The 25,528-nt window shown below is 76.3% G+C and carries 25 protein-coding genes; 15 read left to right on the forward strand and 10 right to left on the reverse strand.

Going from position 1 to position 25,528, the window contains the following annotated elements; translation table 11 throughout:
* Positions 1-283: 283 nt before the first annotated feature.
* The 4 genes from AC0GKK_RS24790 to AC0GKK_RS24805 all read right to left on the reverse strand — a co-directional run bounded on the left by AC0GKK_RS24790 (position 284) and on the right by AC0GKK_RS24805 (position 4,960).
* Entirely contained in the window at positions 284-2,089 is a 1,806-nt protein-coding gene (locus tag AC0GKK_RS24790; RefSeq protein ID WP_489882658.1) for a BCCT family transporter, read from the reverse strand.
* A 134-nt stretch (positions 2,090-2,223) separates the two neighbouring features.
* Positions 2,224-3,573 (reverse strand): serine hydrolase domain-containing protein, encoded by a 1,350-nt coding sequence (locus tag AC0GKK_RS24795; RefSeq protein WP_489882659.1) that lies wholly within the window; start codon positions 3,571-3,573, stop codon positions 2,224-2,226.
* Positions 3,574-3,599: 26 nt separating this feature from the next.
* Positions 3,600-4,421, reverse strand: coding sequence for a DNA/RNA non-specific endonuclease (locus tag AC0GKK_RS24800; protein ID WP_489882660.1), 822 nt, complete (start codon positions 4,419-4,421; stop codon positions 3,600-3,602).
* Positions 4,418-4,960, reverse strand: a complete 543-nt coding sequence (locus tag AC0GKK_RS24805; protein WP_405416463.1) for an Lrp/AsnC family transcriptional regulator — start codon at positions 4,958-4,960, stop codon at positions 4,418-4,420. The genes AC0GKK_RS24800 and AC0GKK_RS24805 overlap by 4 nt, the downstream gene beginning before the upstream one ends.
* Before the next feature lie 173 nt (positions 4,961-5,133).
* Between AC0GKK_RS24805 and AC0GKK_RS24810 the strand changes: the two genes are divergently transcribed.
* The 6 genes from AC0GKK_RS24810 to AC0GKK_RS24835 all read left to right on the forward strand — a co-directional run bounded on the left by AC0GKK_RS24810 (position 5,134) and on the right by AC0GKK_RS24835 (position 12,274).
* A complete protein-coding gene (locus AC0GKK_RS24810) occupies positions 5,134-7,434 on the forward strand; it encodes a transketolase-like TK C-terminal-containing protein (protein WP_405416465.1) in 2,301 nt (766 codons plus the stop codon).
* 68 nt (positions 7,435-7,502) lie between these two features.
* Positions 7,503-8,291 (forward strand): sugar phosphate isomerase/epimerase family protein, encoded by a 789-nt coding sequence (locus AC0GKK_RS24815; protein ID WP_476651918.1) that lies wholly within the window; start codon positions 7,503-7,505, stop codon positions 8,289-8,291.
* Positions 8,288-9,355 (forward strand): ABC transporter substrate-binding protein, encoded by a 1,068-nt coding sequence (locus AC0GKK_RS24820; RefSeq protein WP_489882661.1) that lies wholly within the window; start codon positions 8,288-8,290, stop codon positions 9,353-9,355. The genes AC0GKK_RS24815 and AC0GKK_RS24820 overlap by 4 nt, the downstream gene beginning before the upstream one ends.
* Positions 9,352-10,419, forward strand: coding sequence for an iron chelate uptake ABC transporter family permease subunit (locus AC0GKK_RS24825; RefSeq protein WP_489882662.1), 1,068 nt, complete (start codon positions 9,352-9,354; stop codon positions 10,417-10,419). Before AC0GKK_RS24820 ends, AC0GKK_RS24825 begins: the two co-directional genes overlap by 4 nt.
* Entirely contained in the window at positions 10,416-11,480 is a 1,065-nt protein-coding gene (locus tag AC0GKK_RS24830; RefSeq protein WP_489882663.1) for a FecCD family ABC transporter permease, read from the forward strand. The genes AC0GKK_RS24825 and AC0GKK_RS24830 overlap by 4 nt, the downstream gene beginning before the upstream one ends.
* A 2-nt stretch (positions 11,481-11,482) precedes the next feature.
* A complete protein-coding gene (locus tag AC0GKK_RS24835) occupies positions 11,483-12,274 on the forward strand; it encodes an ABC transporter ATP-binding protein (RefSeq protein WP_489882664.1) in 792 nt (263 codons plus the stop codon).
* A 207-nt stretch (positions 12,275-12,481) separates the two neighbouring features.
* On the opposite strand, the gene AC0GKK_RS24840 is transcribed toward AC0GKK_RS24835, so the two are convergent.
* Positions 12,482-13,723, reverse strand: coding sequence for an MFS transporter (locus AC0GKK_RS24840; RefSeq protein WP_489882665.1), 1,242 nt, complete (start codon positions 13,721-13,723; stop codon positions 12,482-12,484).
* 158 nt (positions 13,724-13,881) lie between these two features.
* Here AC0GKK_RS24840 and amiA point away from each other — a divergent pair, with 158 nt between their 5' ends.
* From amiA to AC0GKK_RS24865, 5 genes are all read left to right on the forward strand, one after another.
* Positions 13,882-14,001, forward strand: a complete 120-nt coding sequence (amiA, locus tag AC0GKK_RS24845) for a streptamidine family RiPP (protein ID WP_020625778.1) — start codon at positions 13,882-13,884, stop codon at positions 13,999-14,001.
* Positions 14,002-14,101: 100 nt separating this feature from the next.
* Positions 14,102-14,938: a hypothetical protein gene (locus AC0GKK_RS24850; RefSeq protein ID WP_489882666.1), complete on the forward strand. Its 837-nt coding sequence runs from the start codon at positions 14,102-14,104 to the stop codon at positions 14,936-14,938.
* Positions 14,935-16,542, forward strand: coding sequence for a CocE/NonD family hydrolase (locus AC0GKK_RS24855; RefSeq protein WP_489882667.1), 1,608 nt, complete (start codon positions 14,935-14,937; stop codon positions 16,540-16,542). Before AC0GKK_RS24850 ends, AC0GKK_RS24855 begins: the two co-directional genes overlap by 4 nt.
* Positions 16,539-17,900 (forward strand): YcaO-like family protein, encoded by a 1,362-nt coding sequence (locus tag AC0GKK_RS24860; protein ID WP_405416481.1) that lies wholly within the window; start codon positions 16,539-16,541, stop codon positions 17,898-17,900. Before AC0GKK_RS24855 ends, AC0GKK_RS24860 begins: the two co-directional genes overlap by 4 nt.
* Complete coding sequence (locus AC0GKK_RS24865; RefSeq protein WP_489882668.1) at positions 17,897-19,006, forward strand: nitroreductase family protein; 1,110 nt, start codon at positions 17,897-17,899, stop codon at positions 19,004-19,006. Before AC0GKK_RS24860 ends, AC0GKK_RS24865 begins: the two co-directional genes overlap by 4 nt.
* Positions 19,007-19,033: 27 nt before the next feature.
* Here AC0GKK_RS24865 and AC0GKK_RS24870 read toward each other — a convergent pair whose 3' ends face one another.
* The gene (locus tag AC0GKK_RS24870) at positions 19,034-20,008 is read right to left on the reverse strand and encodes a proteasome assembly chaperone family protein (protein ID WP_062396020.1); all 975 of its coding nucleotides are present in this window, start codon (positions 20,006-20,008) and stop codon (positions 19,034-19,036) included.
* 147 nt (positions 20,009-20,155) lie between these two features.
* Between AC0GKK_RS24870 and AC0GKK_RS24875 the strand changes: the two genes are divergently transcribed.
* A complete protein-coding gene (locus tag AC0GKK_RS24875; RefSeq protein ID WP_489882669.1) occupies positions 20,156-21,454 on the forward strand; it encodes an MFS transporter in 1,299 nt (432 codons plus the stop codon).
* Positions 21,455-21,590: 136 nt separating this feature from the next.
* Here the strand turns inward: AC0GKK_RS24875 and AC0GKK_RS24880 are convergent, their stop codons facing one another.
* Complete coding sequence (locus tag AC0GKK_RS24880; protein ID WP_405416486.1) at positions 21,591-22,292, reverse strand: PadR family transcriptional regulator; 702 nt, start codon at positions 22,290-22,292, stop codon at positions 21,591-21,593.
* A 290-nt stretch (positions 22,293-22,582) separates the two neighbouring features.
* Here AC0GKK_RS24880 and AC0GKK_RS24885 point away from each other — a divergent pair, with 290 nt between their 5' ends.
* A complete protein-coding gene (locus AC0GKK_RS24885; protein WP_489882670.1) occupies positions 22,583-22,933 on the forward strand; it encodes a hypothetical protein in 351 nt (116 codons plus the stop codon).
* 16 nt (positions 22,934-22,949) lie between these two features.
* Here AC0GKK_RS24885 and ybiA read toward each other — a convergent pair whose 3' ends face one another.
* Positions 22,950-23,378 (reverse strand): riboflavin biosynthesis intermediates N-glycosidase, encoded by a 429-nt coding sequence (ybiA, locus tag AC0GKK_RS24890; protein WP_489882671.1) that lies wholly within the window; start codon positions 23,376-23,378, stop codon positions 22,950-22,952.
* A gap of 136 nt (positions 23,379-23,514) precedes the next feature.
* The gene (locus tag AC0GKK_RS24895; RefSeq protein WP_405416488.1) at positions 23,515-23,979 is read right to left on the reverse strand and encodes a MarR family transcriptional regulator; all 465 of its coding nucleotides are present in this window, start codon (positions 23,977-23,979) and stop codon (positions 23,515-23,517) included.
* A gap of 120 nt (positions 23,980-24,099) precedes the next feature.
* On the opposite strand from AC0GKK_RS24895, the gene AC0GKK_RS24900 reads away from it, so the two are divergent.
* Both AC0GKK_RS24900 and AC0GKK_RS24905 read left to right on the forward strand, forming a co-directional pair.
* Positions 24,100-24,543, forward strand: coding sequence for a CBS domain-containing protein (locus AC0GKK_RS24900; protein ID WP_208824165.1), 444 nt, complete (start codon positions 24,100-24,102; stop codon positions 24,541-24,543).
* A gap of 78 nt (positions 24,544-24,621) precedes the next feature.
* Positions 24,622-25,017, forward strand: a complete 396-nt coding sequence (locus AC0GKK_RS24905) for a YkvA family protein (RefSeq protein WP_062396014.1) — start codon at positions 24,622-24,624, stop codon at positions 25,015-25,017.
* Here AC0GKK_RS24905 and AC0GKK_RS24910 read toward each other — a convergent pair.
* Positions 24,993-25,463, reverse strand: coding sequence for a hypothetical protein (locus AC0GKK_RS24910; protein WP_145983027.1), 471 nt, complete (start codon positions 25,461-25,463; stop codon positions 24,993-24,995). The two genes, AC0GKK_RS24905 and AC0GKK_RS24910, sit on opposite strands and share 25 nt — an antisense overlap.
* Positions 25,464-25,528: the final 65 nt, after the last annotated feature.

Raw genomic sequence — 25,528 nt, forward strand, 5'->3', positions numbered from 1 at the left:
GGCCCACTGTGTCAGGTCCCTCCCATCCGCTCCGGCTGCGGCGCAGCACTTTCCGATGATCGTCGGTGCGCGCGGGGGCCGTGCACCGGGGGGTCGCAGGAGGTCCAACGAGCGCGGTCGGCCCGGGTCACTCCCGACCGCTCACCGTCGGTGGGCGGTCGGTCACGGGCCGTCCGATCGTCCGGCCGTCCCCGCGACCGTGAGCCCTCGACCCTGCCACGGACGGCGACGGCCGGACACCCCGGGAGGGTGTCCGGCCGCCATTGTGTGCGACGAGAGGTGGTCAGTCGCCGCCGACCGGGCTGTCGCGCCGTTCGGCGGTCGCCCGCGGCGACTCGTCGCCGGTCCGCCCGTCCGGCCCGTCGGCCCCGGCCGCGACGGAACCGTGGCCGTTGCCGGAGCTGCCGTTGCCGTCGGCCGGTGCGTTCCCGCCGGTCGTGTCGAACGCACCGACCTTGACGTAGAAGTTCTCGCCGTGGTTGTCGGTGGCCCAGTCGACGGCCTGCTCCAGCACCTGCGCGCCCTTCTCGTCCCGCAGCACGATCTTGTCGCGGCGCAGGTCCTTGAACAGCGCGAAGCACAGCAGCACCATGATCACGACGAACGGCGCGGCGACCAGGATCGTCAGGTTCTGGATGCCGTCCAGGGCGTTCTCGCCGCCGGTGACGAGCATCAGCACGGCGACCGCGCCCATGACCGAGCCCCAGAAGACCACGACCCACTTGCTGGGCTCGATGGTGCCGCGCTGGGACAGCGTGCCCATGACGATCGACGCGGCGTCGGCGCCGGACACGAAGAAGATCGCGACCAGGAGCATGACCAGCAGGCCGGTGAAGGTCGCCCACGGGTAGGCGCCGAGCATCTGGAAGAGCTGGACGTTGGAGTCGTCGGAGAACTGCGTGCCCTGCTGGGCCTGGGTGATGGCGGTGCCGCCGAAGATGCAGAACCAGACCAGCGAGACCAGGCTCGGCGCGAGGATGACGCCGCCGACGAACTCACGGATGGTGCGCCCGCGCGAGATCCGCGCCAGGAACATGCCGACGAACGGCGTCCACGAGATCCACCACGCCCAGTAGAAGATCGTCCAGCCGGAGAGCCACTCGAGCATCGGCTCGCCGCCGACGGCCTCGGTGCGCCCGACCATCTCGAAGAACTGGGAGAAGTACGCGCCGATCGACGTCGGGATCAGGTCCAGGATGATCACCGTCGGGCCGACGACGAACACGAAGAACGCCAGCACCGCCGCCAGCACCATGTTGGTGTTGGACAGCCACTGGATGCCCTTCTCGACGCCGGAGACGGCGGAGAGGATGAACGCGGCGGTCAGCACGATGATGATCGCGGCGAGCACCCAGGGGCTCACCTGGCCGTCCACCCAGCCGACGGTCTGCATGCCGCCGCCGATCTGGAACGCGCCCAGCCCCAGCGAGGCCGCGGAGCCGAACAGCGTCGCGAAGATCGCGAGGATGTCGATGCCCCGGCCGATGGAGCCCTCGGCGGCCTTGCGCCCGATCAGCGGGATGAAGGCCTGGCTGATCAGCTGCCGGCGGCCCTTGCGGAAGGTGGAGTAGGCGATGGCGAGGCCGACGACGGCGTAGATCGCCCACGGGTGCAGCGTCCAGTGGAACAGCGAGGTCGCCATCGAGGTCTGCAGCGCGTCGATGGTGCCGGGCTCGGCGGCGCCGGGCGGCGGCGACTGGAAGAAGGTCAGCGGCTCGTTCACGCCGAAGAACATCAGCCCGATGCCCATGCCGGCGGAGAACATCATCGCGATCCAGGAGACCGTGCGGAACTCGGGCTCCTCGTCGTCGGCGCCGAGCTTGATGCGGCCGAAGCGGCTGAAGGCCAGGAACAGCGCGAAGGCCACGAAGGCGGTCGCGGCGAGGATGAAGCCCCAGCCGCCGCCGCGCATCAGCCCGCCGAGCATCGCCTCGGCGGTGGCGCCGAGGGTGTCGGCGCTGAGCAGCCCCCACAGCACGAACAGCAGCGCGAGCGCGGCGCCGACGCCGAACACGATCCAGTCGGTGCGGGGCCGGCCGTCCCCGGTCGTGTCCGGACGGCCGTCCGGTGGTGATTGGGCCTGTGTCATACGTGGTCACGCCCGTATGCCGGGCGCATCCCCCCTCCGCTCTCGTTCGTGCAGAAATGGTGCACAAGTCGGTTGTGTGCCGAAAGTGTAGGTACTGGGCCGTCCCATGTCGCTGTGCAGGCCGAACCGTGATGTCAGGAGGTGGTCCAGCCCTCGTCGGAGACGCCGCCGGGGACCGGTGCGGCCGGGTCGTAGGGGGTGCGGGTGAAGACGAACGTCGCCAGCCACAGGTGGTCGCGGGCGATCCGCAGGGTCTCCCCGGCGAAGTAGCCGTCCAGGCCGACCCAGGTGCCGTCCGGGCCGGGCCGGAACCGCGACGCGCGTCCGGGGCGCCCGAGGCCGCCGAGGTGCAGCAGCCCGCCGCCGACCGAGCGCAGCGCGTAGGGGGAGGGGCCCCAGAACCACGGTCCGAGCAGCTCGGGGTCGACCGGGCAGGGCTGCGGGGTCCACGGCGCGACGAGGCGGGGCTCGGCGACGCGCAGGTCGTTCAGCAGCCCGGCGGCCAGCCCGCTGTCCATCCCGGAGGTGGTGTTGCCCATCGCCAGGGCCCCGGCGCCCTCCTCGCGGTCCACCCAGAGCCCGGCGAGGAATCCGGGCATGGATCCGCCGTGCCCGACCAGCGTCGTCGTGCCGCCGCCCTCGGGCCGCTCGAGCCGCAGGACCTGCACGCCCAGGCCGTAGCCTGCCCAGACCGGCGACGTCGGGTCGACGCCCGCGGGCAGCGTCATCTCCTCGACCGTCGCCGGGGAGAGCACGTCGCCGGTGTCGCCGAGCAGCAGGGCGCCGAGCCGGGCCAGGTCCGCCGCGGTGCACCACAGCTGCCCGGCGGCGGCCATCACCCCGGCGTCGTGCTCGGGCTCGGCCAGCACGAGGTCGGCCCACGGGTGCACCGCCCGTCCCGCGGCGGCGGGCTGCTGCGGTCGGGTGGAGGTACGGGTCATGCCCAGCGGGAGCAGCACCTCGTCGCGGGCGACGTCGGCCCAGGCGCGGCCGCGGAGGCGGGCGACGACCTCACCGAGCAGCCCGAACCCGAGGTTGGAGTAGTGGAAGCGGCGCGCGGCGGGCAGCACCCGGTCGGCGTCGCCGAGGCCCAGCTCCTCGAGGGTGCCGCCGGGGGTGCGCTCCCACCACCGGCCGGGGCTCTCCGAGCCGGCCCCGGCCAGGTGGGACAGCAGCTGGCCCAGGGTGCGGTCGCCGAGCGGGGTGCCGGGGAGGTGCCGGTCCAGCGGGTCGTCGAGGTCGAGCAGCCCCTCGTCGCGCAGCCGCAGGACGGTGACCGCGCAGACGGTCTTGGAGATGGAGCCGATCCGGTACTGGACGTCGTCCTCGGCGGCCCCGTCCGGCAGCGCTCCGCGCCCGGCGTGCCAGACGAGGGCGCCGTCCCGGACCACCCCGGCGACGAGGGAGGGGACGCGGCCGTCGCGCTGGGCGCGGGCGACGCGGGCGAGCAGGGTGCGCTGGGTGCTGGGGAGCAGCTCGGTCACGGGGCGACCCTAGATCCCCGGCGCGCTCACAGTCCGCGGATGTCGGCGAACGAGTGCAGCCGCACGGCCCGCTCCGACAGCGCGGCGGGCACCGGCTCGGGTACCGGCATCCGGTCCGCCGCGGTCAGCGGGCCCAGGTCGAGCCCGGTCAGCTCGCCGATCCGGGCCACCGGCACCTGGAAGGTGCGGTACGGGCCCAGCGGCGGCGGGTCCCCCGGCGCCGGCTCGGCGAGGTCGCCGAGCAGGGGCGTCTGGTCCAGCAGGTACGCGGTGGTGCCGAGCGCGCCGCCGACGACGAAGGCGCCGATCTTCCAGAACAGCCGCGGGATGCGCACACCGCGGTACTCCGGGTCGTCGTCGGCCAGCACCGGGCCGGTGAACACCACGAGCCGCCGGTCGTTGTCGCCCGCGTTGTCGAGCAGGTAGTCCTCCAGCCCGCCCCAGGTCTGCTTGTCCTGGTTGAACGCGGCGGCCTGCGGGGCGGCGTTGGTGTAGTGGAACGTGTCGGACTCCGCCGTCGCAGCCTCGGCGGCCCCGCCCCACACCGGGTCCTGGCGGCGGACCAGGTGGCCGCGGTCGAGGTCGTTGTCGGCGTAGAGCTCGGCGCCGGCCTGCTGCCCGGCGGGCAGCCGGTCGTCGAGGCGCCAGTCGTCGGAACGTTCGAGCTGCCGCAGGGTCGCCCCGTCGATCGCGACGGCGGTGGCCGCGGCCAGGCGCCGGTCGGGCCGGTGCAGCGTCGCGAAGTGGGTGTAGGGGAGCAGCAGGGTGTCGGTCCCGGGCAGCGTCGGCATCGGCGTCGCGACGCCGAGGAAGTCCGGGTCGAAACCGGGGGCGGCGGGGGCGCTCATCGGCGTGACGGTAGCGGCGCCGGGTGAACGACGGGTGCGCCTGCGCCGCCGTCGGTCAGGCGGTGCAGCAGCGGGGCGGTGCGGAACCCGACCAGCGAGCGCATGACCAGCGACGTCGACGTGCGCTCCACCCCGTCGATCGCGAGGAGGTGGCCGGCGATCCGGTAGAGGTCGTCGGCGTCGCGGGCGACCAGGTGCACCAGCAGGTCCTCCGGTCCGGAGACGCCGTGCACCTCCAGCACCTCCGGTACCCGGTCCAGTGCGTCGGCGACGGCGGCGAGCTCGCGCTGCACCACCCGCACCGTCACGAACGCGGTCAGCGGATAGCCGAGCGCCGCCGGGTCGACCCGGCGCTCGAAGGTGTCCAGTGCGCCGAGCCGGTCCAGCTTGGCCAGCCGGGCCTGCACGGTGTTGCGGGACAGGCCGACCTGTTCGGCGAGGGCGAGCACCGTCGCGCGGGGGTCCTGCGCCAGGGCCAGCAGCAGCCGGGCGTCGTGGCCGTCGAGCGCGGCCCGCCCGTCGCCGGTCGTTCCCGTCACGTGGTGCCCCCTCCTCGTGTCCGCGGGTGCGCATTATGCCGCCCCGACGCGCGTCCTGCCCGGCCCGGGGCGTGCACTCTGCTCAGTCATGCGGTCTGTGGTTGTGCACTCGTCGATGTGATGGTGGGCTGGGTGGGCAGGCTGCATGAGCGACGAGGCTGGAGTGGTGGGCGATGGGCACGCAGACGGTGACGACGGACACGCTCGTCGAGATCGAGAAGCGGGTGCTGTGGCTGTCCACCGCGATCGTCGACGCGGCCAACCGGCGCGGCGACCCCAGCGGGCTGAAGGTGGGCGGGCACCAGGCGTCGTCGGCGTCGATGACGACGATCATGACCTCGTTGTGGTTCGAGCACCTGCGGGCCGGGGACCGGGTCTCGGTCAAGCCGCACGCCTCGCCGGTGCTGCACGCGATCAACTACCTGCTCGGCGAGCTCGACGAGCGCTACCTGGGCACGCTGCGCGCCTTCGGCGGGCTGCAGTCCTACCCGTCGCGGTCCAAGGACCCCGACCCGGTCGACTACTCGACCGGCTCGGTGGGGATCGGCGCGACCGCCCCGATCTGGGGTGCGCTGGCCCGCCGCTACGTCGACACCCACTTCGGCGGCGCCGGACAGGGCAGGCAGTACTCCCTGGTCGGCGACGCCGAGCTCGACGAGGGCGCCGTCTGGGAGGCCATCCTCGACCCGATGGTCGGTGAGCTGGGCGAGGTCGTGTGGATCGTCGACCTGAACCGGCAGTCCCTGGACCGGGTCGTCCCCGCGATCGGCGCGCCGCGGATCGAAGGCATGTTCTCCGCGGCCGGCTGGCAGGTCCTCACCGTCAAGTACGGCAGGCTGCTGCACGAGCTGTTCGACCGCCCCGGCGGCGACGCGCTGCGCGCCCGGATCGACACCATGCAGAACGCGGAGTACCAGCGGCTGCTGCGCTGCGACGCCGACGAGGTCCGCACCCGGCTCCCCGACGGGCACGCCGGCCTGGAGGAGCTCGTCGCCGGCCTCGACGACGACACCCTGCTCGCCGCGGTGCGCAACCTCGGCGGGCACGACACCGCCGCGCTGCGCGACGCGTTCTCCGCGATCGACGACACCCGGCCCACGGTGATCCTCGCCTACACGGTCAAGGGCCACGGCCTCGCGACCGCGGGCCACCCGCAGAACCACGGCTCGATCCTGAGCGCCGACCAGGTCCGCGAGCTGGCCGACGCCGTCGGCGCCGACCCCGACGACCCCTGGCGGTGTTTCGATCCGGAGTCCCCGGCGGGCGAGGTGGTGGCCGCCGCGGCGCAGCGGCTGCACCGCGACCCGGTCGACGACCAGCCGGTCCCGCCGCTGCCGACCGACATCGGACGCACCCCGACCGGGCGGGCCACCACCCAGGCCGCGCTCGGCCGGGCGCTGCTCGACCTCACCCGCGAGGCCCCCGAGGCGGCCGGCCGGGTGGTCACGCTCTGTCCGGACGTGTCGTCGTCGACGAACCTGGGCGGCTGGGTGAACAAGGTCGGCGTCTGGTCCACCGCGGAGCGCAAGGACTGGTTCGACGACGATCCCGAGACGATCCTGCACTGGCGCGAGCGGCCCACCGGCCAGCACCTGGAGCTGGGCATCGCCGAGGGGAACCTCGTCGGGGCGCTGGGGGAGCTGGGTGCGACCTGGTCGCGCTGGGGCCGTCCGGTGCTGCCGATCGGGGTGCTCTACGACCCGTTCGTCGAGCGTGCGCTGGAGCCGTGGTCGTTCGGCATCTACGCGGGTGGCCAGTCGATCCTCGTCGGCACGCCCTCCGGGGTGTCGCTGGCCCCCGAGGGCGGTGCCCACCAGTCGGTGACGACGCCGTCGGTCGGGCTGGAGCAGCCCGGCTGCGTCACCTACGAGCCGGCGTTCGCCATCGACACCGAGTGGACGCTGCTCGCCTCGCTGGCCCGGCTCGGCCGGCCGGACGGCACCAGCGCCTACCTGCGCCTGTCGACCCGGCCGGTGGACCAGACCCTCGCGGCGGTCCCGGCCGACCCGGCCGCGCGCGAGCGGCGCCGGCGCCAGGTGGTCGCCGGGGCCTACCCGCTCCGCCGCGCCGCGGGCACACCGGCGCTGACCATCGCGGTCGCCGGTGCGCCGACGACCGAGGCACTCGCCGCGGCGGACCGGCTCGCCGAGCTCGGCCACGACGTCGACGTCGTCGTGGTGACCAGCCCGGGGCTGCTGTTCGACGCCCTGCAGGCCCGCGCCGGACGCCCCGCCCGTCCGCAGGCCGAGCCGTGGATCCTGGAGTCGGCGTTCCCCGCGCGCCGGGCCGCGCCGCTGGTCACCCTGCTCGACGGGCACCCGCACACCCTCGCGTTCCTCGCCGGGGTCAACCGGGTCCCCGCGACGCACCTGGGCGTGCACCGCTTCGGTCAGTCCGGTGACCTCGCCTCGGTCTACGCCCACCACGGGCTCGACGCGGACACGGTCGTGGCGGCCGGACTCGACCTGCTCTAGGCGGAACCGGACATCGGGTGACGTACATCGCTGGATCGTGCAATCGACAATGACTACGGTTACCGACCATGCTGCTTCTGGGGTTGGCGTCGGTCACCTTCCGTGAGAGGTCCGTTCCGGACGTCGTGCGCCTGGCGGTCGACGCCGGGTCCGAGGTCGTCGAGTGGGCCGGGGACCGGCACGTCCGCCCCGGTGACCGGGCGGCGGCGTCGGCGGCCCGCGGTGCCTGCGCGGGCGCAGGGCTGCGGATCGGCACCTACGGCAGCTACCACAAGGCCGGTGCGTCCGACCCCGGCGAGTTCGACGCCGTCGTCGCGACGGCGGCCGAGCTCGGCGCCCCGCGGGTACGGGTCTGGGCCGGGACGGCGGCCTCGGCCGACGTGTCGCCCGCCGGGCGCGCCGCCACCGTGGACGCGCTGCGGCGCTGTGCCGACGCCGTCGCCGAGCGGGGGATGGGGCTGCTCGTCGAGCACCACGTCGAGTCCCTCACCGACGGCCTCGACACCGCGCTGAGGCTGCGCGCCGAGGTCGGCCACCCCGCCCTGGTCACCCACTGGCAGCCGCGCGAGCTGCCCGACACCGACGTCTGCCTGGCCGAGGTCCGCGCGCTGCGCCCGGCCACCGTGCACGCGTTCTCCTGGGGCGCCGACGGATACACCGAGCGGCTGCCGCTCGGCGACCGCGCCGACCTGTGGGCCCCGGTGCTCGCCGAGCTCACCGCGCAGTCCCGCGACGACGGCACCGACACCGAGGTGCTGCTGGAGTTCGTCCCCGGCGACACCGCCGCCTCGCTGAGCCGCGACGCCGCCGCGCTGCGCGACCTGCGGGCCGGTCGCGACCTGGCCGGTGCGCGATGAGCGCCCGTCGCCTGCCCGCCGATGCCGATGCCGGCTCCGCCGCAGCCGCTCGCACCGCCGCCGCCCGGTCCCGTGCCTCCCGGATCGCCGCCCTGCTGCCGGTCGCGCTGGTCGCCCTGCTGCTCGCCGGGTGCGGTGGGACGGCCGCGCCCGCGCCGGAGGCGGCCGCCGGGCGGCCCGCCGTCAGCCGGGACGTCGCACCGCTGGAGCCGGCACTCTCGGTCACCGACCCGCGCGGCACCGCCGTCGCCGTGCCGGCCCCGCCGACGCGCATCGTCTGCCTGACCGGCCTGTGCGACGACATGGTCGTCGAGCTGGGGCTCACCCCGGCCGGCACCTCCACCCCGGCCCTGCTGAAGAACCCCGTCCTGCTCGGCGAGCGCGCCGCGCAGGTCCCGACCGTCGCCGGCAGCTTCGGCAGCGAGGACGTCGAGTCCATCGCCGCGCTGCGTCCCGACCTGGTGATCGGGCTCGGCGGAGTGCACGAGCCGCTGCGTGCAGCGATCGAGCGGTTCGCCCCGCTGTGGCTGGTGCAGCCGACGACCTGGGAGGAGTCGGTCGGCTACCTGCGGGACCTGGGGTCGCTCACCGGACGCACCGCCGAGGCCACCGCGGGCGAGCGGCGCTTCCGCACGACGCTGGCCGACGGCGTCGAGCAGGCGCGCGCCACCGGCCAGGCCGACCGGAAGGTCCTGCTGATGTACGGCAGCGCCGACACGATCGGCGTCGACACCACCGACACGGTCAACGGGAACCTGCTCGCGACGCTCTACGACTACCCGTTCGTCCCGCGCGGCGCCGACGTCGAGACCGCGAGCACCTACAGCGTCGAGGAGATCCTCGCGCAGGCCCCGGACGTGGTGTTCGCGTTCTCGCTGCTGTTCTCCTCCGCCGACCGCACCCTGACCGACCAGCTCGCCGCGAACCCGGTGTGGGCCCAGGTCCCCGCGGTGCAGCAGGGGAACGTGCACGAGATGGACCCGCGGCTGTGGGGCAGCGGGCGCGGCACGCGCAGCCTGGGCGCGATCGTCACCCAGTCGCTCGCGGTGGTCCCCGGCCGGTGAGACGGGCCCTGCTGCTGCTCGCCGTCGCGGCCGGGGCGGTGCTGCTCGCCGCGCTGGTCCTCGGGACCGGCACCCCGGCCGTCGCGCCGCACCGGCTGCCCGCCGTGCTGGGCGCGGCGGGCGGGATCGAGCACGTCGTCGTCACCGAGCTGCGGGTGCCGCGGCTGCTGCTCGGTGTGCTCACCGGCGCCGCGCTCGGGCTGGCCGGGTTGCTGCTGCAGGACGGTCTGCGCAACCCGCTCGCCGTCCCCGAGCTGCTCGGGGTGTCCTCCGGTGCGGCGGCCGCGGTGGCGGTCACGGTCGTCACCGGGGCCGCGGTCCCGTTCGCGCCGCTGCTGCCCGCCGTGGTCGGCGCGGTGACCGGGGGAGCGCTCACCCTGCTCGCCGTCCGCGGCGCCGTCGGCCCGGCCGCGGTCCTGCTGATCGGAGCCGGGGTGGGCGCGGCGCTGCAGGCGCTGCTGCTCGCGGCGGTCGCCATGACCGGCTCCTCGGAGCAGGGCGTGCTGGTGCGCTACCTGCTGGGCTCGCTGACCGGCACGACGTGGGCGACGGTGACGCCGGTGCTGCCCGCGCTGGCGGTCGCGTTCGTCGCGGGGGTCGCGGTGCTGCCGCTGCTGGGGCCGCTGCGTCTCGGCGACGACGCCGCCTCCGCGCTGGGCCTGCGCACCGGTGCGGCCCGGGCGGCGGTGCTGGGCGTGGCCTGCCTGCTCGTCGCGGCCGTCGTCGGCCCGGCGGGGCCGGTCGCCTGGGTCGGGTTCCTCGCCCCGCAGCTGGTGCGGGTGCTGCTCCCCGCGGCCCGGCCGCTTCCCCGCGCCGCGGCCTGCGCCGGGGCGGGTGCGGCCGTGGTCGTCGTCGCGGACCTGCTGGCCCGCACCGTGCTCTACCCGGTGGAGCTGCCGGTCGGCGGCTTCACCGCGGGGGTCGCGGTCGTCGCGGGCGGGCTGCTGCTGGTGTGGCGACGCCCGCGGGCCGCCCGCACGGCCGGTCCCGCCCGCACGGCCGGTCCCGTCCGCACGGCCGGTCCCGTCCGCACCGACGGTCCCGCCGCGGCGGTGGACCGGTGAACCGCCCGGTGGGCCGGGGCGTGCCGCTCGTGGCCCGGTTCGGGCTGCTCGGACTGTGCGTGGCGGTCGCGGCCCTGGCCGGGCTCCTGGTCGGCACCGCCGTCGGGCCCGGCACCGCGCTCGCGGCGCTGGCCGGGGTCGCGGACCCGCTGTCCACCGACCTCGTCCGGGAGCTGCGGGCACCGCGGGTCCTGGTCGGGCTCGCGGCCGGTGCCTGCCTCGGCGTCGCCGGGACGGTGCTGCAGGCGGTACTGCGCAACCCGCTCGCCTCCCCGGAGGTGACCGGTGTCGGCTCCGGCGCGGTGCTCGGCGCGGTGCTGGGGACCGTGCTCGGCGGACCGGTCGGCACCCCGCTCGGCGTGCTCGGCGTGGCCCTGCTCGGCGGCACGCTCGGCGGCGGGGTGCTGTGGCTGCTCGCCGGTCGGGCCGCGGGGCCGGGCACCGCGGACCCGCTGCGGCTGGCCGTCGTCGGGGTGCTGGTGTCGGCGGTGCTCGGCGGGACGACGTTGCTGCTGCTCACCGCCCGCCCGCAGCTGGCCGGGTCGATGGTCCGGTGGCTGGTCGGCTCGCTCAACGGGCGTGGCTGGGAGCACTGGGACGCGCTCTGGCCGGTCGCACTGACCGCGGTGGTCCTCGCGGTGCTGCTCGGACCGGTGCTCGCCGTCCTCGGCGTCGACGACGACCACGCCCGCGGAGTCGGCCTCGCCGTGTCCGGGTGGCGCTCGGCCGCGGTGCTGCTGGCCGTGCTCGCCACCGGCGGGGCGGTCGCGGCGGTCGGGGCGCTCGCGTTCGTCGGGCTGCTCGCCCCGCACCTGGCCCGTGCGGTGCTCGGGGTACGGGGCGCGGCCGACCCGCGGCTGCTCGTTCCCGCGGCGGCGGCGGCCGGGGCGGGCACGGTCGTCGCGGCCGACGTCGTCGCCCAGACGCTGACGGCGCTCGCCCCGGCCGGGGACCGGCCGATCGGGGTGCCCGCGGGAGCGGTGACGGCGGTCGCCGGCGCGGTGGTGCTCATCGGGATCGTCCGCCGACGGTCCCGTACGACGGTGGGAGGTGCGCTGTGACGGTGCTCAGGGCCGAGGGGGTGACGGTGCGCTTCGACGGGCGCACCGTGCTCGACGGCGTCGACCTGGCGGTCGACCGCGGGCAGTGGCTGTCGCTGGTGGGGCGCAACGGCTGCGGGAAGACCACGCTGCTGCGGGTGCTCGCCGGGCTGCACCGGCCCGACGCGGGCGCGGTGCACCTGGCCGACCGGCCGCTGGCCGGGACCCCGCGCCGGGAGGTCGCGAAGCGGGTCGCGGTGCTGCCCCAGGCCCTGCCGCCGCTGGGCGGGGTGACCGTGCGGGCGCTCGTCGCACAGGGCCGCTACGCCGTCCGCGGGCCGCTGGGCATGCTCGGCGGCGGCGCCGACGCGGCGGTCTCCGACGCGTTGGCGGCCACCGGCACGCAGGCGTGGGCCGACACCCCGGTCGAGCTGCTGTCGGGCGGGGAACGCCAGCGGGTGCGGATCGCGCTCGCCCTGGCCCAGGACGCCCCGGTGCTCCTGCTCGACGAGCCCACCACCTACCTCGACGTCCGCCACCAGCTGGAGGTGCTCGACCTGGTCCGGGAGCTGCAGGAGCAGCGCGGCCTGACCGTCGTCGCGGTGCTGCACGACCTCGCCCAGGCCGCGCGGTGCGCGGACCGGATCGTCGCGCTGCGCGACGGGCGGGTGCACGCCGACGGCGCACCCGGCGACGTCGTCGACGACCGGCTGCTGGCCGAGGTGTTCGGCGTGCGCGGGGTCGTCTCGACCCACGAGGGGCGGCTGACCTGCAGCTACCTCGACGCCGACCCGGCCCGCAGCGTCAGCGCCTGAGCCCGGCGTCGGCGCCTGGTCCGGAGTCGGCGCGCCGACCCCGGCAGCTGCGTCCGACCCCGGCCGCGGCGCCCGCGTCGCCGGGCGTCGCGTTGTCGTGGTTCCGGCCACCGTGTCGTCACCGCCGGCGGCCGGCCGACGATCGAGATGCACGTTCCGGCCCTCTCCGGGGTGGAAACGTGCATCTCGCGGGACCCGCGACGGGCCCTACCCGCGGGCGGCCCGGCGCAGCGGCGGGGTGAGCCACGCCAGCGCGACCCCGGCGGCCAGCACCGCGGCCCCGGCCGCCAGACCGCCGCGCGGGCCCGCCGGTGTCGTCGCCACGACGCCGGCCAGGGCCGCCCCGGCGGGGGTGCCGAGGCCCCAGGACAGCATCCGTGCGGTCGTCGAGACCCGGGCGCGGGCGTGCTCGGGCGTGACCTGCAGCCGGTAGGTGACGGCGTTGAGCACGACCGTCGAGTACGCCGCCCCGAACGCCGTCGCGGCGAGGAGTGCGGGGACCCAGTGCGTCGCCGACACCACCGCGACCGCGCAGGCCAGCGACACCGGCAGCCCGGCCAGCGCGAGCCGCGCCCCGCCCCAGCGCTCCGACAGCCGCGGGACCAGCCGGGCCGCGGCCAGCCCGCCCACACCCCAGCAGGCGAACAGGAGGCCGAGCCGGGCGTCGCCGTCGGCGCGGATGCCGAGCACCCGGTCCGCCCACGGCACGGTCATCGCGAGCCAGGCACCGCCCGCGACGGCCTGGGTGGTGCCGACCAGCGTCAGCGTGCGGACCACCGGATGGCCCATGAGCAGTGCCAGGCCTTCGCGCACGTCGGCGAGGATCCGGGTCGGCGCGCGGGTGCCGGGCCCGGGGGACAGGCTCCCGGCGACCGACCGGATCAGCAGTGCCGACGCGACCGCGGTGAGCGCGGTGACCGACAGCAGCCCGGCCGGGGCCAGGGTCGCGACGGCCAGCCCGGCGAGCGGCGGCACGACCAGCTCGACGACGGTCGTCGCGCCGTAGAGGGTGGAGAACGCCGCGGTGATCCGGTCGGGCCCGACCAGCGTGGGCAGGGCGCCGAAGTTCGCGGCGTCGAAGAAGACGAAACCGGTCTGCACCGCGACCGCCGTGCCGAGCACCTGCCACGGGGTGAGTACCCCGGCCCACCAGGCGAGCGGGATCCCCGCGAGCACCGCGCCGCACGCCAGGTCGACGCCGACCATGAGCCGCCTGCGGTCGACCCGGTCGGCCAGCGCTCCCGCGACCAGCCCGAACAGCAGGTAGGGGAGTGCCTCCGCGGTCGCGATCGCCGCCGTCCACGCGGGCGAGCCGGTCAGCCGGTAGACGAGCACGGGCAGGGCGACCGCGGCGACCAGGGAGCCGGCGACCGAGACGACCCGGGCGGCGAGGTAGCGGCGCAGGTCGTTGCGTTCCTGCTCGGGGGCGGTCGGGGCCGTCTCGCTCACGGGGTCCTTCCGTCGGGGATGCGCGAACCATAGTGTGAAACGACAGTCATCACCAATAGTGGGTAACGAGACTTGACCACTGTTGAAAATCGATGTCGTTTGTGATCACGATGGAGTGGTCCGGAACCGGACGATGTCACCCACTGGAGGAGAAAACGATGAAGGACATCTTCACCGAGCTCGAGGCCGAGCGCGCCCTGCCGCACAACTCCGCGAGCCACTCCAACGCCCTCGTCGAGAACCCGTTCGCGACCGAGCAGGCCGCCGAGCAGGAGTGACACCCGCCGCGGGCCCGGCACCGGTGACGGTGCCGGGCCCGCGGTCTGCCGTGACCGACCGACGGACCAGGGAGTGCCAGTGGAACGACTGCGACCGGGCGTGAGCGTGTTCGAGGTCCCCGGGCGGGGCTCGGCGCTGCGGGAGGCCTCCGGCCGGTTGCGTGGGGTCGAGCTGCCCCGCGGCACGGTCGAGGCGCTGACCCGCTGGTTCGACGGCGCCGACCCCACACCTCCGCCGGGACTCGACCCGGAGCGCGGCGCGTTCGCCGCGGCCGGGTACCTCGACGACACCCGCCCGGCCCGGACGGCCACCGTGACCGTCGCCGGTGACGGCGCGCTGGCCGACGCCGTCGCCGCCGCGCTCGCCGGGCCCACCGTGCGGGTGCTGCGCGGGACGGTCGGAGAGCTCGCGGCCGTCCCGGCCCGCCCGGACCCCACGCGCCCGGCGACCGGCGTCGACGCCACGGGGGGCGCGGATGCGTCCACGACGCCGACCGCGGTCTGCGTCGTCGCCGACGGGCCGGCACCCGCGTCCTGGACCGCGCTGGACCGGCTGCCGGACCGCGGGACGGCCGTGTTCCGGCTCGCCGTCGAGGGCCGGCACGGGATCCTGGAACCTCCCGCCGTACACCCCGGCGACGCCGGGCACGCCGACGTCCGCGCCCGCCGTCTCGCCGCGGCCGGATCCGGGCACCCGCACCTGCTCGCGTACTGGGAGGCCGCCCCGGCCGCCCCGACCGGGCCCGGCGACCACGCCCTGCTGGCCGCGCTGCTCGCCGCCGACGTGCGCGCCTGGGCCGCCGGCCACGACGTCCCGGCGGTCGGTGACCTCGTCCCGTCCGCCCTGCCGGCCCGGCGCCGTCTGCGGGTGGTCGACCTCGACACCGCCGCCATCGCCGACCACCCACTCCTGCCGGTCCCCGACAGCGCGCCGTGACCGACCCCGCCCGGCCCGGCCCGGCCGCCCAGGGCACCGACGACCTCGACCTGACCGCGCCCGACGGGGCGCGGCTCGCCGCCACCCTCGTCCGCCCCGCCGCAGCGACCTGGCCCGCGGTGCTCATCCGCACCCCCTACGGCCGCGGGCGGCTGCTGCCCGAGGCCCGCGGCTGGGCCGCGCACGGGTTCGGCTGCCTCGTCGTCGACGTCCGGGGGCGCGGCGGCTCGACGGGGGAGTTCCGGCCCTACGCCCACGAGACCGGCGACGGCGTCGCCGCGCTCGCCGCGCTGCGCGCGACCCCCGGCTGCGACGGCCGGGTCGTGCTGGCCGGCGCCAGCTACGGGGCGCACTGCGCGGTCGCCGGTGCCCTCGCCGACCCCGGCGTGTGCGGGGTGCTCGCCGCGGTACCGGCACTCGGGCCCGGCGAGACCGCCCGCGAACCCGGCGGCGCCGCCCGGCTGGCCTGCCGGATCGGCTGGTGGTCCGAGCACGGTGCGGGCGCGCGTCCCGCCGCCCCGTCGGCGGCCGCGACCCTGCCGGTCTCCGGAGCCCTGACACCCGCCCCGGACGGGTGGGCCGACCTGTGGGACGCACCCGAGGAGACCCCGTGGCTGTGGTCGGGGATCGCGCGGGCCGCGATGCCGCTGCTCGCCGTCGGGGGCACCGCGGACCCGTTCGCCGCCCGGACCCGGGAGCTCGCCCGGCGCTGGGGCGGGCCGTCGAGACTCGTCCTGGGGCCGTGGGGGCACGAGCTCGACGCCCCCGCACCCGGCGCGGTCCTGGCCGGGCGGCGGATCGGCGCGGTCTACGCCGCCTGGGCCCGTGCCGCGGTGCAGGGCCGGCCGCGGGGGCGCGGGGCACTCGTCGCGGTGGGGGAGTCGGGGCGCTGGGTGCGGGCCGGGGACGGGCCGGCACTCACGGTCGCCGCGTCGCCGCCGGACGGGTTCCCCGCCGGCTTCGTCGCCGACCCCGAGCGGCCCGTCCGGTCCCGCCCGCCCGGCGCACCCACGCCGGCTCTCGCGCCGACCGACGGCGCCGCTCCCGCCGCTACGCCCCCTGCGGCGACCACCGCCACCAGCACCGGGACGACCGCCGCAACCACCAGCGCGACGATCGCCGCAAACACAAGCGCGACCACCGCCGCGACCACCGAGTCGGCCGCCGCGGGCCGTCCTGCCGACCGGGTCGTCGCCCACACCCCGCCCCTGCCGGCTGGGGTGCTCGCCGGGCCCCTGGTCGTCACCGTCACCGGTGACACCGACGCCCCGGACGCCGACTGGGTCGTCCGGGTCGGGCTCCGCGGCCACGACCTGGTCACCGCCGTGCACCGGCGCCGCGGTCCGGCGTCGCGGGAGGTCGTCGTCACCACCCCGCCGGTCGGCGCCGCCGTGGACGAGGGCGACCGGCTGCGCATCGAGATCGCCGGGCACCACTGGCCCGCACACGCCCGCAACCCGCACACCGGGCGGGACCCGGCGCACGCGACCGAGCTGCGCGCCGACCGCCGCACCGTCCACGCGCTGCGCCTGGACCTGCCGCACGTCCGACCCGGCCGCGACGAGGTCGCCGCGGCCGCCATCCCCGAGGAGGTCACCCTGTGACGGCACCGACCGTTCCCGTACTGCCGGTGGAGGCGCTGGTCGACCCGCTGGGCGGGATCGTCCGCCGGCTGGTCGACGTCGCCCCCGTGCCGGGGCTGCCCGCCGCCTACACCGCCGTCACCGCGGAGGTGTCCGACGCGCGCCGGCTCGGCGCCTGGCCCGCGGACCGGGTCAGCCTCGGCACCACCTTCGGCGACCGCGACGGCGCCCGCACCGCCGCACTCGGCGAGGCGGTCGAGCGCTACTGCGGCAACCGCGTCCCGCGCGACCTGCCGCTGACCACGGCCGCGGAGCTGCGCGCCGCGGGACACCGGTGCTGGGGACCCGAGGAGCTGCCGCTGCTCGCGCACTGGCAGGACGGCCGTCCCTACCAGCGCTTCACCGAGGACCTGCCGATCCGCTGGATCGCCGGCGTCGAGGCCGACGAGGAGCCGACCTGGCTGCCCGCCTCCTGGGCGCTGCTCAACCACCACAGCGGGGCCCGTCGCGACGAGCCCCGCTTCCACCACCTCAACTACGCCGGCATCGCCACCGGCGACGGCGCCGTCGACGCCCACCGGCGCGGCCTGCTCGAGCTCGTCGAACGCGACGCGCTGGAACGCTGGTGGCACCTCGGGCTGCCCTCCCACGGCATCGACCGGGCCTCGGTCCCCGGCCTCGACGCCGCGCTGGCCGGAGCCGCGTTCGACGTCCATCTCGTCGAGCTGCCCACCGAGTACCCGGCGGCCGTGGTCGGTGCCGTCGTCGTCGACCCGGAGACCGGGATCGTCGCCGGGGGCGGCGCCGCCCGTTTCGACGCCGCCGAGGCCGCCACCAAGGCGGTGCTGGAGGCCGTCCACACCTGGGTGTTCACCCGCGGACTGCTCGACCCCGACGGCTGGGTGTACGCCTCGATCGACGCCGGTGTCCTCGCCCGCGGCCTCTACCTCGACCACCGCGCCGACCGCCGCTACCGCGACGACGCCGGCGGGCGCTACGCCGCCGTGCGCGACCTCGGCGCCCAGGTGCAGGTGTGGCTCGACCCGCGCGTGCAGGAGGAGCACCTGCCCCGGTTCACCGCGCCCGCGACCCGCGGCCCGCTGCGCACCGGGCCGGCCGGGGACCTCGCGTCGCTGACCGCCGCGCTGCTCGCCGACGGGCACCGCATCGCCCGCGTGGACCTCACCACTCCCGACGTCGCCGAGACCCCCTGGCGGGTGGTCCGCACCTGCGCCACCGGGCTCGTCCCCAACGCGCCCGCCGCGTTCCGGTACTGGGGGCTGCCCCGCTGGCGCGACACCGCCCGCGCCCACGGGCTCGACCTCGACCCGGCCGCCGGTCCCGACGGGCTCGTGCACTGCCCGCCGCCGTTCCTGTGACGGTGCCGCCCCCGGGCCGGGCCGCACCGCCCCCGGGCCCGGCCGCACCGCCCCCGGGCGGGGCCGCACCGGGGCCCGGACCGGAGGGGCAGCGGCACCGGACCGGCGGCGCCGAGGAGGCCCGGACCGCCGCGGCGTTCCGGCTCGCCTGGTCCGGCGCCGACCCGGGCCCCACCGACCACACCGCCCGCCCCGCCGAGGCGACCACGGCGGCCCGGCCGGTGCCCCTGCCCCGCGACGGCACGGGGACCGGTGCACTGCTGGCGCTGTCGCTGGCCGCCACCCCGGACCGGGTGGTCGGCGGGGTGCGGCTGCGCCGGGTGCCGTCGGCGGGCGGCCGCTACCCGGTCGACGCCCGCGTCCACGACCCGACCACGGGCGGCCGCGACGGCGGTCGCGTCTACGACCCGCTCGCCCACGCCCTCGACGGCGGTCCCGCCGACCCGGGTCCCGACGACCACGCGGACCTCGTCCTCCACCTCGCACCGGAGCGGACCACGTGGCGCTACGGCCCCCGCTCGCTGCCGGTGCTGCTGCTCGACCTCGGCCACGCGGCCGCCGCCGTCCTCGCCGCCGCGGCGACGCTGCGCCGACCCCGCACGGCCCACCTCGTCCCCGACGGCGACCGCTCCCGTGTCGTGCTCACGAGCGGACCCGGCCCCGACGGCGCCGTCCCGCTCGGTGCGAGCGCGGACCCGCACCCGGCGGACGTGCTCCGCGCACGCCGCTCGGCGCCGTTCGCGAGCCTCCGTCCGCCGGTCGCGGACCCCGGGCTCGACCGGGTCGCCCGGACCCGGCTCGGCGCGGGACAGCACGCGGCCCTGCTCGACGCGGGCCACCCGCTCGCGGCCGCGCTGACCCGGCGGGCCTGCGGCCTGCCCGACCTCACCGGCGTCGGCGGGCTGCTCGTCGTCACCGGGGACGTCGACCCCGGCCCGGACACCGTCGCCCAGCACGTCCGGGCCGGCCTCGCCGTCCACGACGCCTGGCTGACCGCCACGGCGGCCGGGCTCACGGCCCGGCCGGTCGGCTGCTGGGTCGAGGCGGTGCTGCACGGACCCGGCGGCCGGGGCCGGGTGCACCACGCCCTCGCGCTCGGCGCCTGACCCGCCGGCCCGCCGGGGGAGGACCGGTCAGGTCGCGGGCGGCAGCGGGGGAGCGGGCGGCTCGTGCGGCGGCTCGTCGCCGGACTTCCCGCCCGGCTTGTCGTCGCCACCGCCGGCGAGGAAACGCTCGAACTCCGCGGCCAGCTCGTCGCCGCTGGGCAGCTCGCCGCCCTCCAGGCCGTCCCGCAGGTCACCGGACTCCCGGGCCGCGACGACCTGGTCGTACTGCTCCTCCAGCGCCGAGACGACCTGGCCGACCTCCTCCGACGCCGCCATCTGCTCGGCGATCTCGGACTCGGCCTGTTCGGCGGCACGGGTCAGCGTCTCGGTCGGCAGGTAGAGCCCCGCCGACAACCCCGCGTGGTCCAGCAGCACCCGCGCGGCCTGCGGGTACGCCGAGCGCGACAGGTAGTGCGGCACGTGCACGGCGTAGCCCACGACGTCCTGCCCGGCCTGCCCGAGGCGGTACTCCAGCAACGCCGCGGCACTGCCCGGGACGTCCGCGGTCGCGAACCACGGGGTGTGACCCTCCACCAGCTCCGGGCGGGTGCCGTGCGCGGTCACCCCGATCGGACGCGTGTGCGGCACGGCCATCGGGATGCCCTGCAACGTGATCACCAGCCGGATCCCGAGCTGCTCGACCAGCAGCCCGACCGCGGCGACGAACCGCTCCCACTGCATGTCCGGCTCCGGACCGGCGAGCAGCAGGTACTGCGTGTCCCCGGTGTCGGTCAGCGCGACGACGTCGAGCTCCGGCGGGTCGTAGTCGGCCCAGCGGTCGGTCTCGAACCGCAGTGGCGGGCGTCGCGACCGGTAGTCCACGAGCTGGTCGACGTCGAACCGGGCCACCCGGACCGCCTCGCGTTCGTCGGTCAGCGCGCCGACCGCGAGCGCACCCGCGTTGCCGGCGTCGACGAAACCGTCCAGCACGACGATCAGGACCGGCTCGTCGAGCGCCGGCGCGGCCGGATCGACCTGGTACAGCTGAGCGGGATCGAGCACCGGCGTCCTCCGAGTCGTGGCGTGCACCGCGACCCTATCCGGAGCCCGCGTCGGCCTGCCCGGGCGCGGTGTGACCACCGACCCCGTGTGACACGGCCCCGCCGGTACACCCCGCCCGCCCGGGATGGACCAGAATGGTCGTTCGTCATGCACACGTCACGTCGCGCTTACCTCGTCTGGTCCGCCGGTCTGTTCGCCTACGTCGTGGCGGTGCTGCAACGCAGCTCGTTCGGCGTCTCCGGGCTGGAGGCGGCGGAGCGGTTCGGTGCGTCCCCGACCGTGCTCGCCGGGTTCCTCGTCCTGCAGCTGCTGGTCTACGCCGCCCTCCAGGTGCCGGTCGGGCTGCTGCTCGACCGGTTCGGCGCCCGCACCATGGTCCTCGCCGGCGCCGTCACCATGACCGCGGCGCAGGTGCTCGTCGCACTCGCCACCTCGCTGCCGCTGGCCATCGCCGCCCGCGTGCTCGTCGGCGTCGGCGACGCCCTGACCTTCATCTCGGTGCTGTCGGTGCTGTCCACCTGGTTCGCGCCGCGCCGGGTGCCGCTGATGACACAGATCACGGCGCTGCTCGGCCAGTTCGGCCAGGTGCTCTCCGCGATCCCGCTCGCCACCGTCCTGCACGCCTACGGCTGGACGACCGCGTTCCTGTCCGCCGCCGGGATCGGCGTCGTCGCCACGGTCGCGGTGCTCGCCGTGTTCCGCGACCGCCCGCCCGGCAGCCCCGCCCCGGCCCCGGCGAGCAGCCCCCGCGAGGTCGTCGACGGCCTCAAGGGCGCCTGGGCGCACCCGGGCACCCGCCTCGGGCTCTGGTCGCACGCCGGCACCCAGTTCTCCGGCCTGGTGTTCGCGCTGCTGTGGGGCGTGCCCTACCTCGTCGCCGGGCAGGGGATGACCCCCACCGGCGCCTCGGTGATGCTGACCGTGCTCGTCCTCGCCGGCGCCGTCGTCGGCCCGGTGTTCGGCGAGTTCACCGCCCGCCACCCGCTGCGCCGCTCCTGGCTCGTGCTGTCGGTCATCGGCGCGACCGCGCTCGTGTGGACGGTCGTGCTGCTCGTCCCGCCGCCCGCGCCGCTGTGGCTGCTCGTGCTGCTCGTGGTGGTGCTCGCCGCGAACGGCCCCTGCTCGGCCGTCGGCTTCGACTACGCCCGCACCTTCAACCCCGCCCACCGGCGCGGCACCGCCGTCGGGATCGTCAACGTCGGCGGGTTCACCGCCTCGCTCACCACCACACTGCTGGTCGGGCTCGTGCTCAGCGTGTCCGGCGGCTACACCCCCGAGGCGTTCCGGCTGGCCTGGCTCGTGCAGTTCCCGATCTGGGCGCTCACCGCCGTCGCGGTCGTCCTCGCGCGGCGCAAGGCCCGCCGGGTGATGGCCGCCGAGGGCACCGTCGTCCCGCCGCTGCGGGAGGCGCTGCGCCGCAACCGGCGCCGGCGACAGACCCGGTAGACGACGACGGGGGCGGGACCATCGCGGTCCCGCCCCCGTCGCCCACATCCGGCCCTCACCGAGAACCGGGTGCTCTCACCGAGCGTCTGCTCGTTCGGCGAGCCTCACCCGGTGTGGTCTGCTCGTTCGGCGAGCCTCACTCGGCCAGCAGCCGGTACAGCGCCTTGCGGGCCTCGGTCAGCGCCTCGGTCGCCGACGCCACCTGCGCCTCGGAGCCGGCCTCGGCGACCTGCCGCGCGGCGGCGGCGAGCCGGCCGAGCTCGGTGACCAGGCCGGTCGCCGGGTCCGACTCGGCGGCCTCGGCGTCCTCGGCGAACGGCGCCCACACCGCGTCGAGCTCGGCGCGGTGCTCCTCGACGTGCCGGGTGCCCTCCTCGGTCAGGTGGACGACCCGACGGCCCTCGGTCTGCTCGGACCGGACCAGGCCCTCGTCCTCCAGCTGGGACAGCATCGGGTACACCGAGCCGGGGCTCGGCTTCCACTGCCCGCCGGAGCGGCCGGTGATCTCCTGGATGATCTCGTAGCCGTGCCGCGGGCCGTCGGCGACGACCGCGAGCACCGCGGTGCGCACGTCGCCGCGGGCACGCTTGCCGCGCCGGCCACGGGGCCCGCCGGGACCGAACCCGCCGGGACCGAACCCGCCCGGGCCGAAGCCTCCGGGGCCGAACGGGCCTCCGGGACCGAACGGGCCGCCGGGGCCGAACCCGCGGCCGGGACCGAAGCCCCGCCCGCCGGGCCCGCGTCCGTGGCGGTGGGCGCGACCGCGGCGGTGGCCGGGTCCGCCCTCGTCGCGGGGATCGTCACGGTCGTCGCCGTGGACGTCGGGGGTGTCGTGCATGGCTGCCTCCTCCGGGCCGCAGGGGAACCCGGCGCCGCGGTGGCCCCGGGGGTGTCGGTGGGTGCGGGGCCCGAAGGGGCTCCGGAACATGTCGCGCGTGGTCATGACGCGTGGTCCTCTCGTCGTGAGCCTCCTCGTCGATCGGCTCGTGTGCCATCACGATATATCGCGACTGCTCTACGTTGCAACGGCGATGTTCTGAGAATGTCCTGAGGGTGCGCGGAGCGGCCCGTGGCGGGTTGACTGTCCCGGCGGGCCGGCGGGCGGTCCGCCGGATGTGAGGGGGAGTCGTGGGGCGTCACGACGCAGGAGCCGGCCCGGCCGGCGAGGCACCGGAGGACACGGCCGAGGAGCTCGACCTCAGCGATGTCTCCGCGGCGCAGCTGCGGGACCGGCTCTCCGCGCGGTCCGACGGCCGCGACGACCAGGTCGTCGACGCCGCTCGCGAGCTGCGGGCGAGCCTGGACCGGCTCGGCGCGGGTCTCGCGGCGCGGCGTGCGGCGCTCGTCGGACGGGCGGGGGAGATCGCCCGGGCCGCCGTGCCCTACGTCGGCGGCGTCGTCGCGACCGGGGTGGGGGCGGTGCTGGTGGCGCGCCGGGCCCGCCGTCCGCGCCGCTCCCGGTACCCCGGGGCGGTCTGACCGGGGCGGGTCGGGGTCAGTGGCTCCCGAGCCCGGCGCGCACCCGCATCAGGGCGAAGCCCAGCAGGTTCCGGCCGGGCCAGCGGTCCGGCGCGCCGAGGTCGGGGTCGTCGGCGGCCAGGCCGATGCCCCAGATCCGGTCGACGGGGGAGGCCTCGACGAGCACCGCGTCGCCGGTACCCAGCAGGGCCGCGGTGAGCCGCTCGGCGGAGCGGAACTTGGCCCGGTTGCCCTCGACGACGACCTCGACCCGGTGCGCGGCCCACACCTGCGAGTCGAAGCCCCGGACCTCGCGCCCGGCCCGCTTGGCGGTGTCCGGGTCGTCGTCGGACAGGAGCGGGCGAGCGCGTCGTCGTCGCCGAAGGTGCGGGCCTTGGCCGCCATCATCCAGTGCTCGGCGGTGGCGTAGCGGACCCCGTCGACGACGAACGGCGACGGATGCCACTGGCTCAGCACGTGCACGTCGCCCGGTGCGGGCTCGGAGCCCCAGAACGGGACGAACCGCGGGCGCGCCCCCGCCGCGACGGCGGCCCGCAGGGAGGCGACGTCGGTCGGGGCGTCCTCGCTCACGCCCTCCGATCCTAGGGCGTCGGCGGGGCCGCCGCGTCGGCCAGCGCGGACAGCAGCTCGGCCGCACCCACCCGTCGCTCGGGCGGTACCCGGCCCAGCAGGTCGGCGACCGCGGCGCGACGGTGGGCGTCGACCTCGCCGATCAGCTCCCGGCCGGCCGGGGTCAGCTCGACGAGCAGGTGTCGCCGGTCGTCCGGGTCGGGGCGGCGTTCGACCAGGCCGGCCCGCCCGAGGCGCACGAGCACCCGGGTGGCGTTCGACGGGTGGACGTCGAGTTCACGCCCGACCGCGGTGACGTTGGTGCGCCCCGCGTCCGCGATCAGCATGAGGACCCGCAGCTGGGGCACGGTCACGGCGTCCCCGGCCGCCGCCACCGCGCGCACGCTGATGCCGGTGAACGCGCGCGCGAGCGCCAGGCCCGCCTCCACCGTCGCGCCGTCCGGGTGATCCCGCTCTCGGCCGTGTGCGTCGGTCATCCCCGTCCACCCTCCCTCACCAGCGATCTTTACTCCGCGCTGACCGTTGCGGCGATCAATCTCTGCCATTGCACAACTACTGCGCAAGCGCAACAATAGGGACGTCGAAGGGAGAGTTCCATGAAGGTGTCGGACATCCTGCGGATCAAGGGCGACACGGTGCACACCGTGTTGTCGTGGAACACCATCGCCGAGGCCGCGACCCGGCTCGCCGGTCCGCCGGCGATCGGCGCGCTCGTCGTCTCCGACGACGGCCGTCGCGAACGCGTCGACGGCATCGTCTCCGAACGCGACATCGTGCGCCGGCTCGCCACCGACGGCGCGGGCCTGCTGGATCTCACCGTCGCCGACGTCATGACCCGCCACGTCGTGACCTGTTCGCCGGAGGACTCGCTGACCGAGGCCATGGGTCTGATGAACCGCTGGCGCCACCGCCACCTGCCCGTCGTCGACGGCGGACGGCTCGTCGGGATGATCAGCATCGGTGACGTCGTCAAGCAGCGGCTGGCCGAGATGAGCACCGAGGCCGGGGTGCTGCGCGACATCTACCTCGCCTCGCACTGACCCCGCCCCCGGTCGTCCCCGGTGTGACGTGACCGTTTCGCCGGGAACGACCGGGGTGCGCCGTGCGTTGGACCGGACATGACTGCAGCGAGTGCCACCGCAGGTCGCCGCGCCGGCCGCACGGCCGCGTTCGCGACACTGTTCCGTGCCCTCACCCGTCGCGGCCGCCCCGGCGAGCCCGGCCCCGTCGAACGGTTCCGGGCACTGCCCGCCATGGCCGGCGACGCCTGGCGCGGCACCTACCCGCACCTCGGCAAGGGCCGGGTCGCGCTGTTCCTGATGGCCCTGGCCTACCTGGTGTCGCCGGTCGACCTGGTGCCCGAGGCGTTCCTGACCGTGTTCGGCCTCGGCGACGACGCGGTCGTCGCGATGTGGCTGGGCGGGGCCCTGCTGGTCGAGGCCGACCGCTACCTGGGGTGGCGGCGTACCGCACCGGTCGTCGTCGACGGTCAGGTGCAGGTCGACCGCACGTAGTCCCGGATCCGCTGCGACGCGGCCTGGTACTCCGGGTCCGCCCGGTCCTGCGCGATCCCCGGGTCACGGGCGACGGCGAGGGTGTCCCCGCCGTTGGCCTCCAGCAGGGCGAGCTGACGCTCGACGAGCTGGTCCACCCGCTCGAAGTCCGCGCGGATCTCCTGCGGTGCGAGCGAGGTGACCTGCTGGTTCGCCTGCCGGACGTTCGCGGTGACCTCGCCGACGTCGGAGATCGAGCGGCCGATGCCCACCCCGTTGAACGGTTGGGTGGCGGTCCGGCTCGCCTCGACGGCGTCGCAGAAGGGGCTGGAGGGGCGGTTCTGGGTCGTGACGACCGTGCGGGACGACGAACCCGGCTGGGTCGCCAGCGAGCTGCCGCAGCCCCCCACCAGGAGCAGGGCCAGTGCCGCCGGGACGAGCAGTCCTGGCCGCCGTACAGCCGTCATCCCCGATCCTCCGCTCACCGGCGGGGAAGGTGTCCGCGCCGCGAGGAGAAGTCTAGGGCGCGTGG

The sequence above is a fragment of the Pseudonocardia sp. P-1 genome (genome assembly GCF_058111925.1).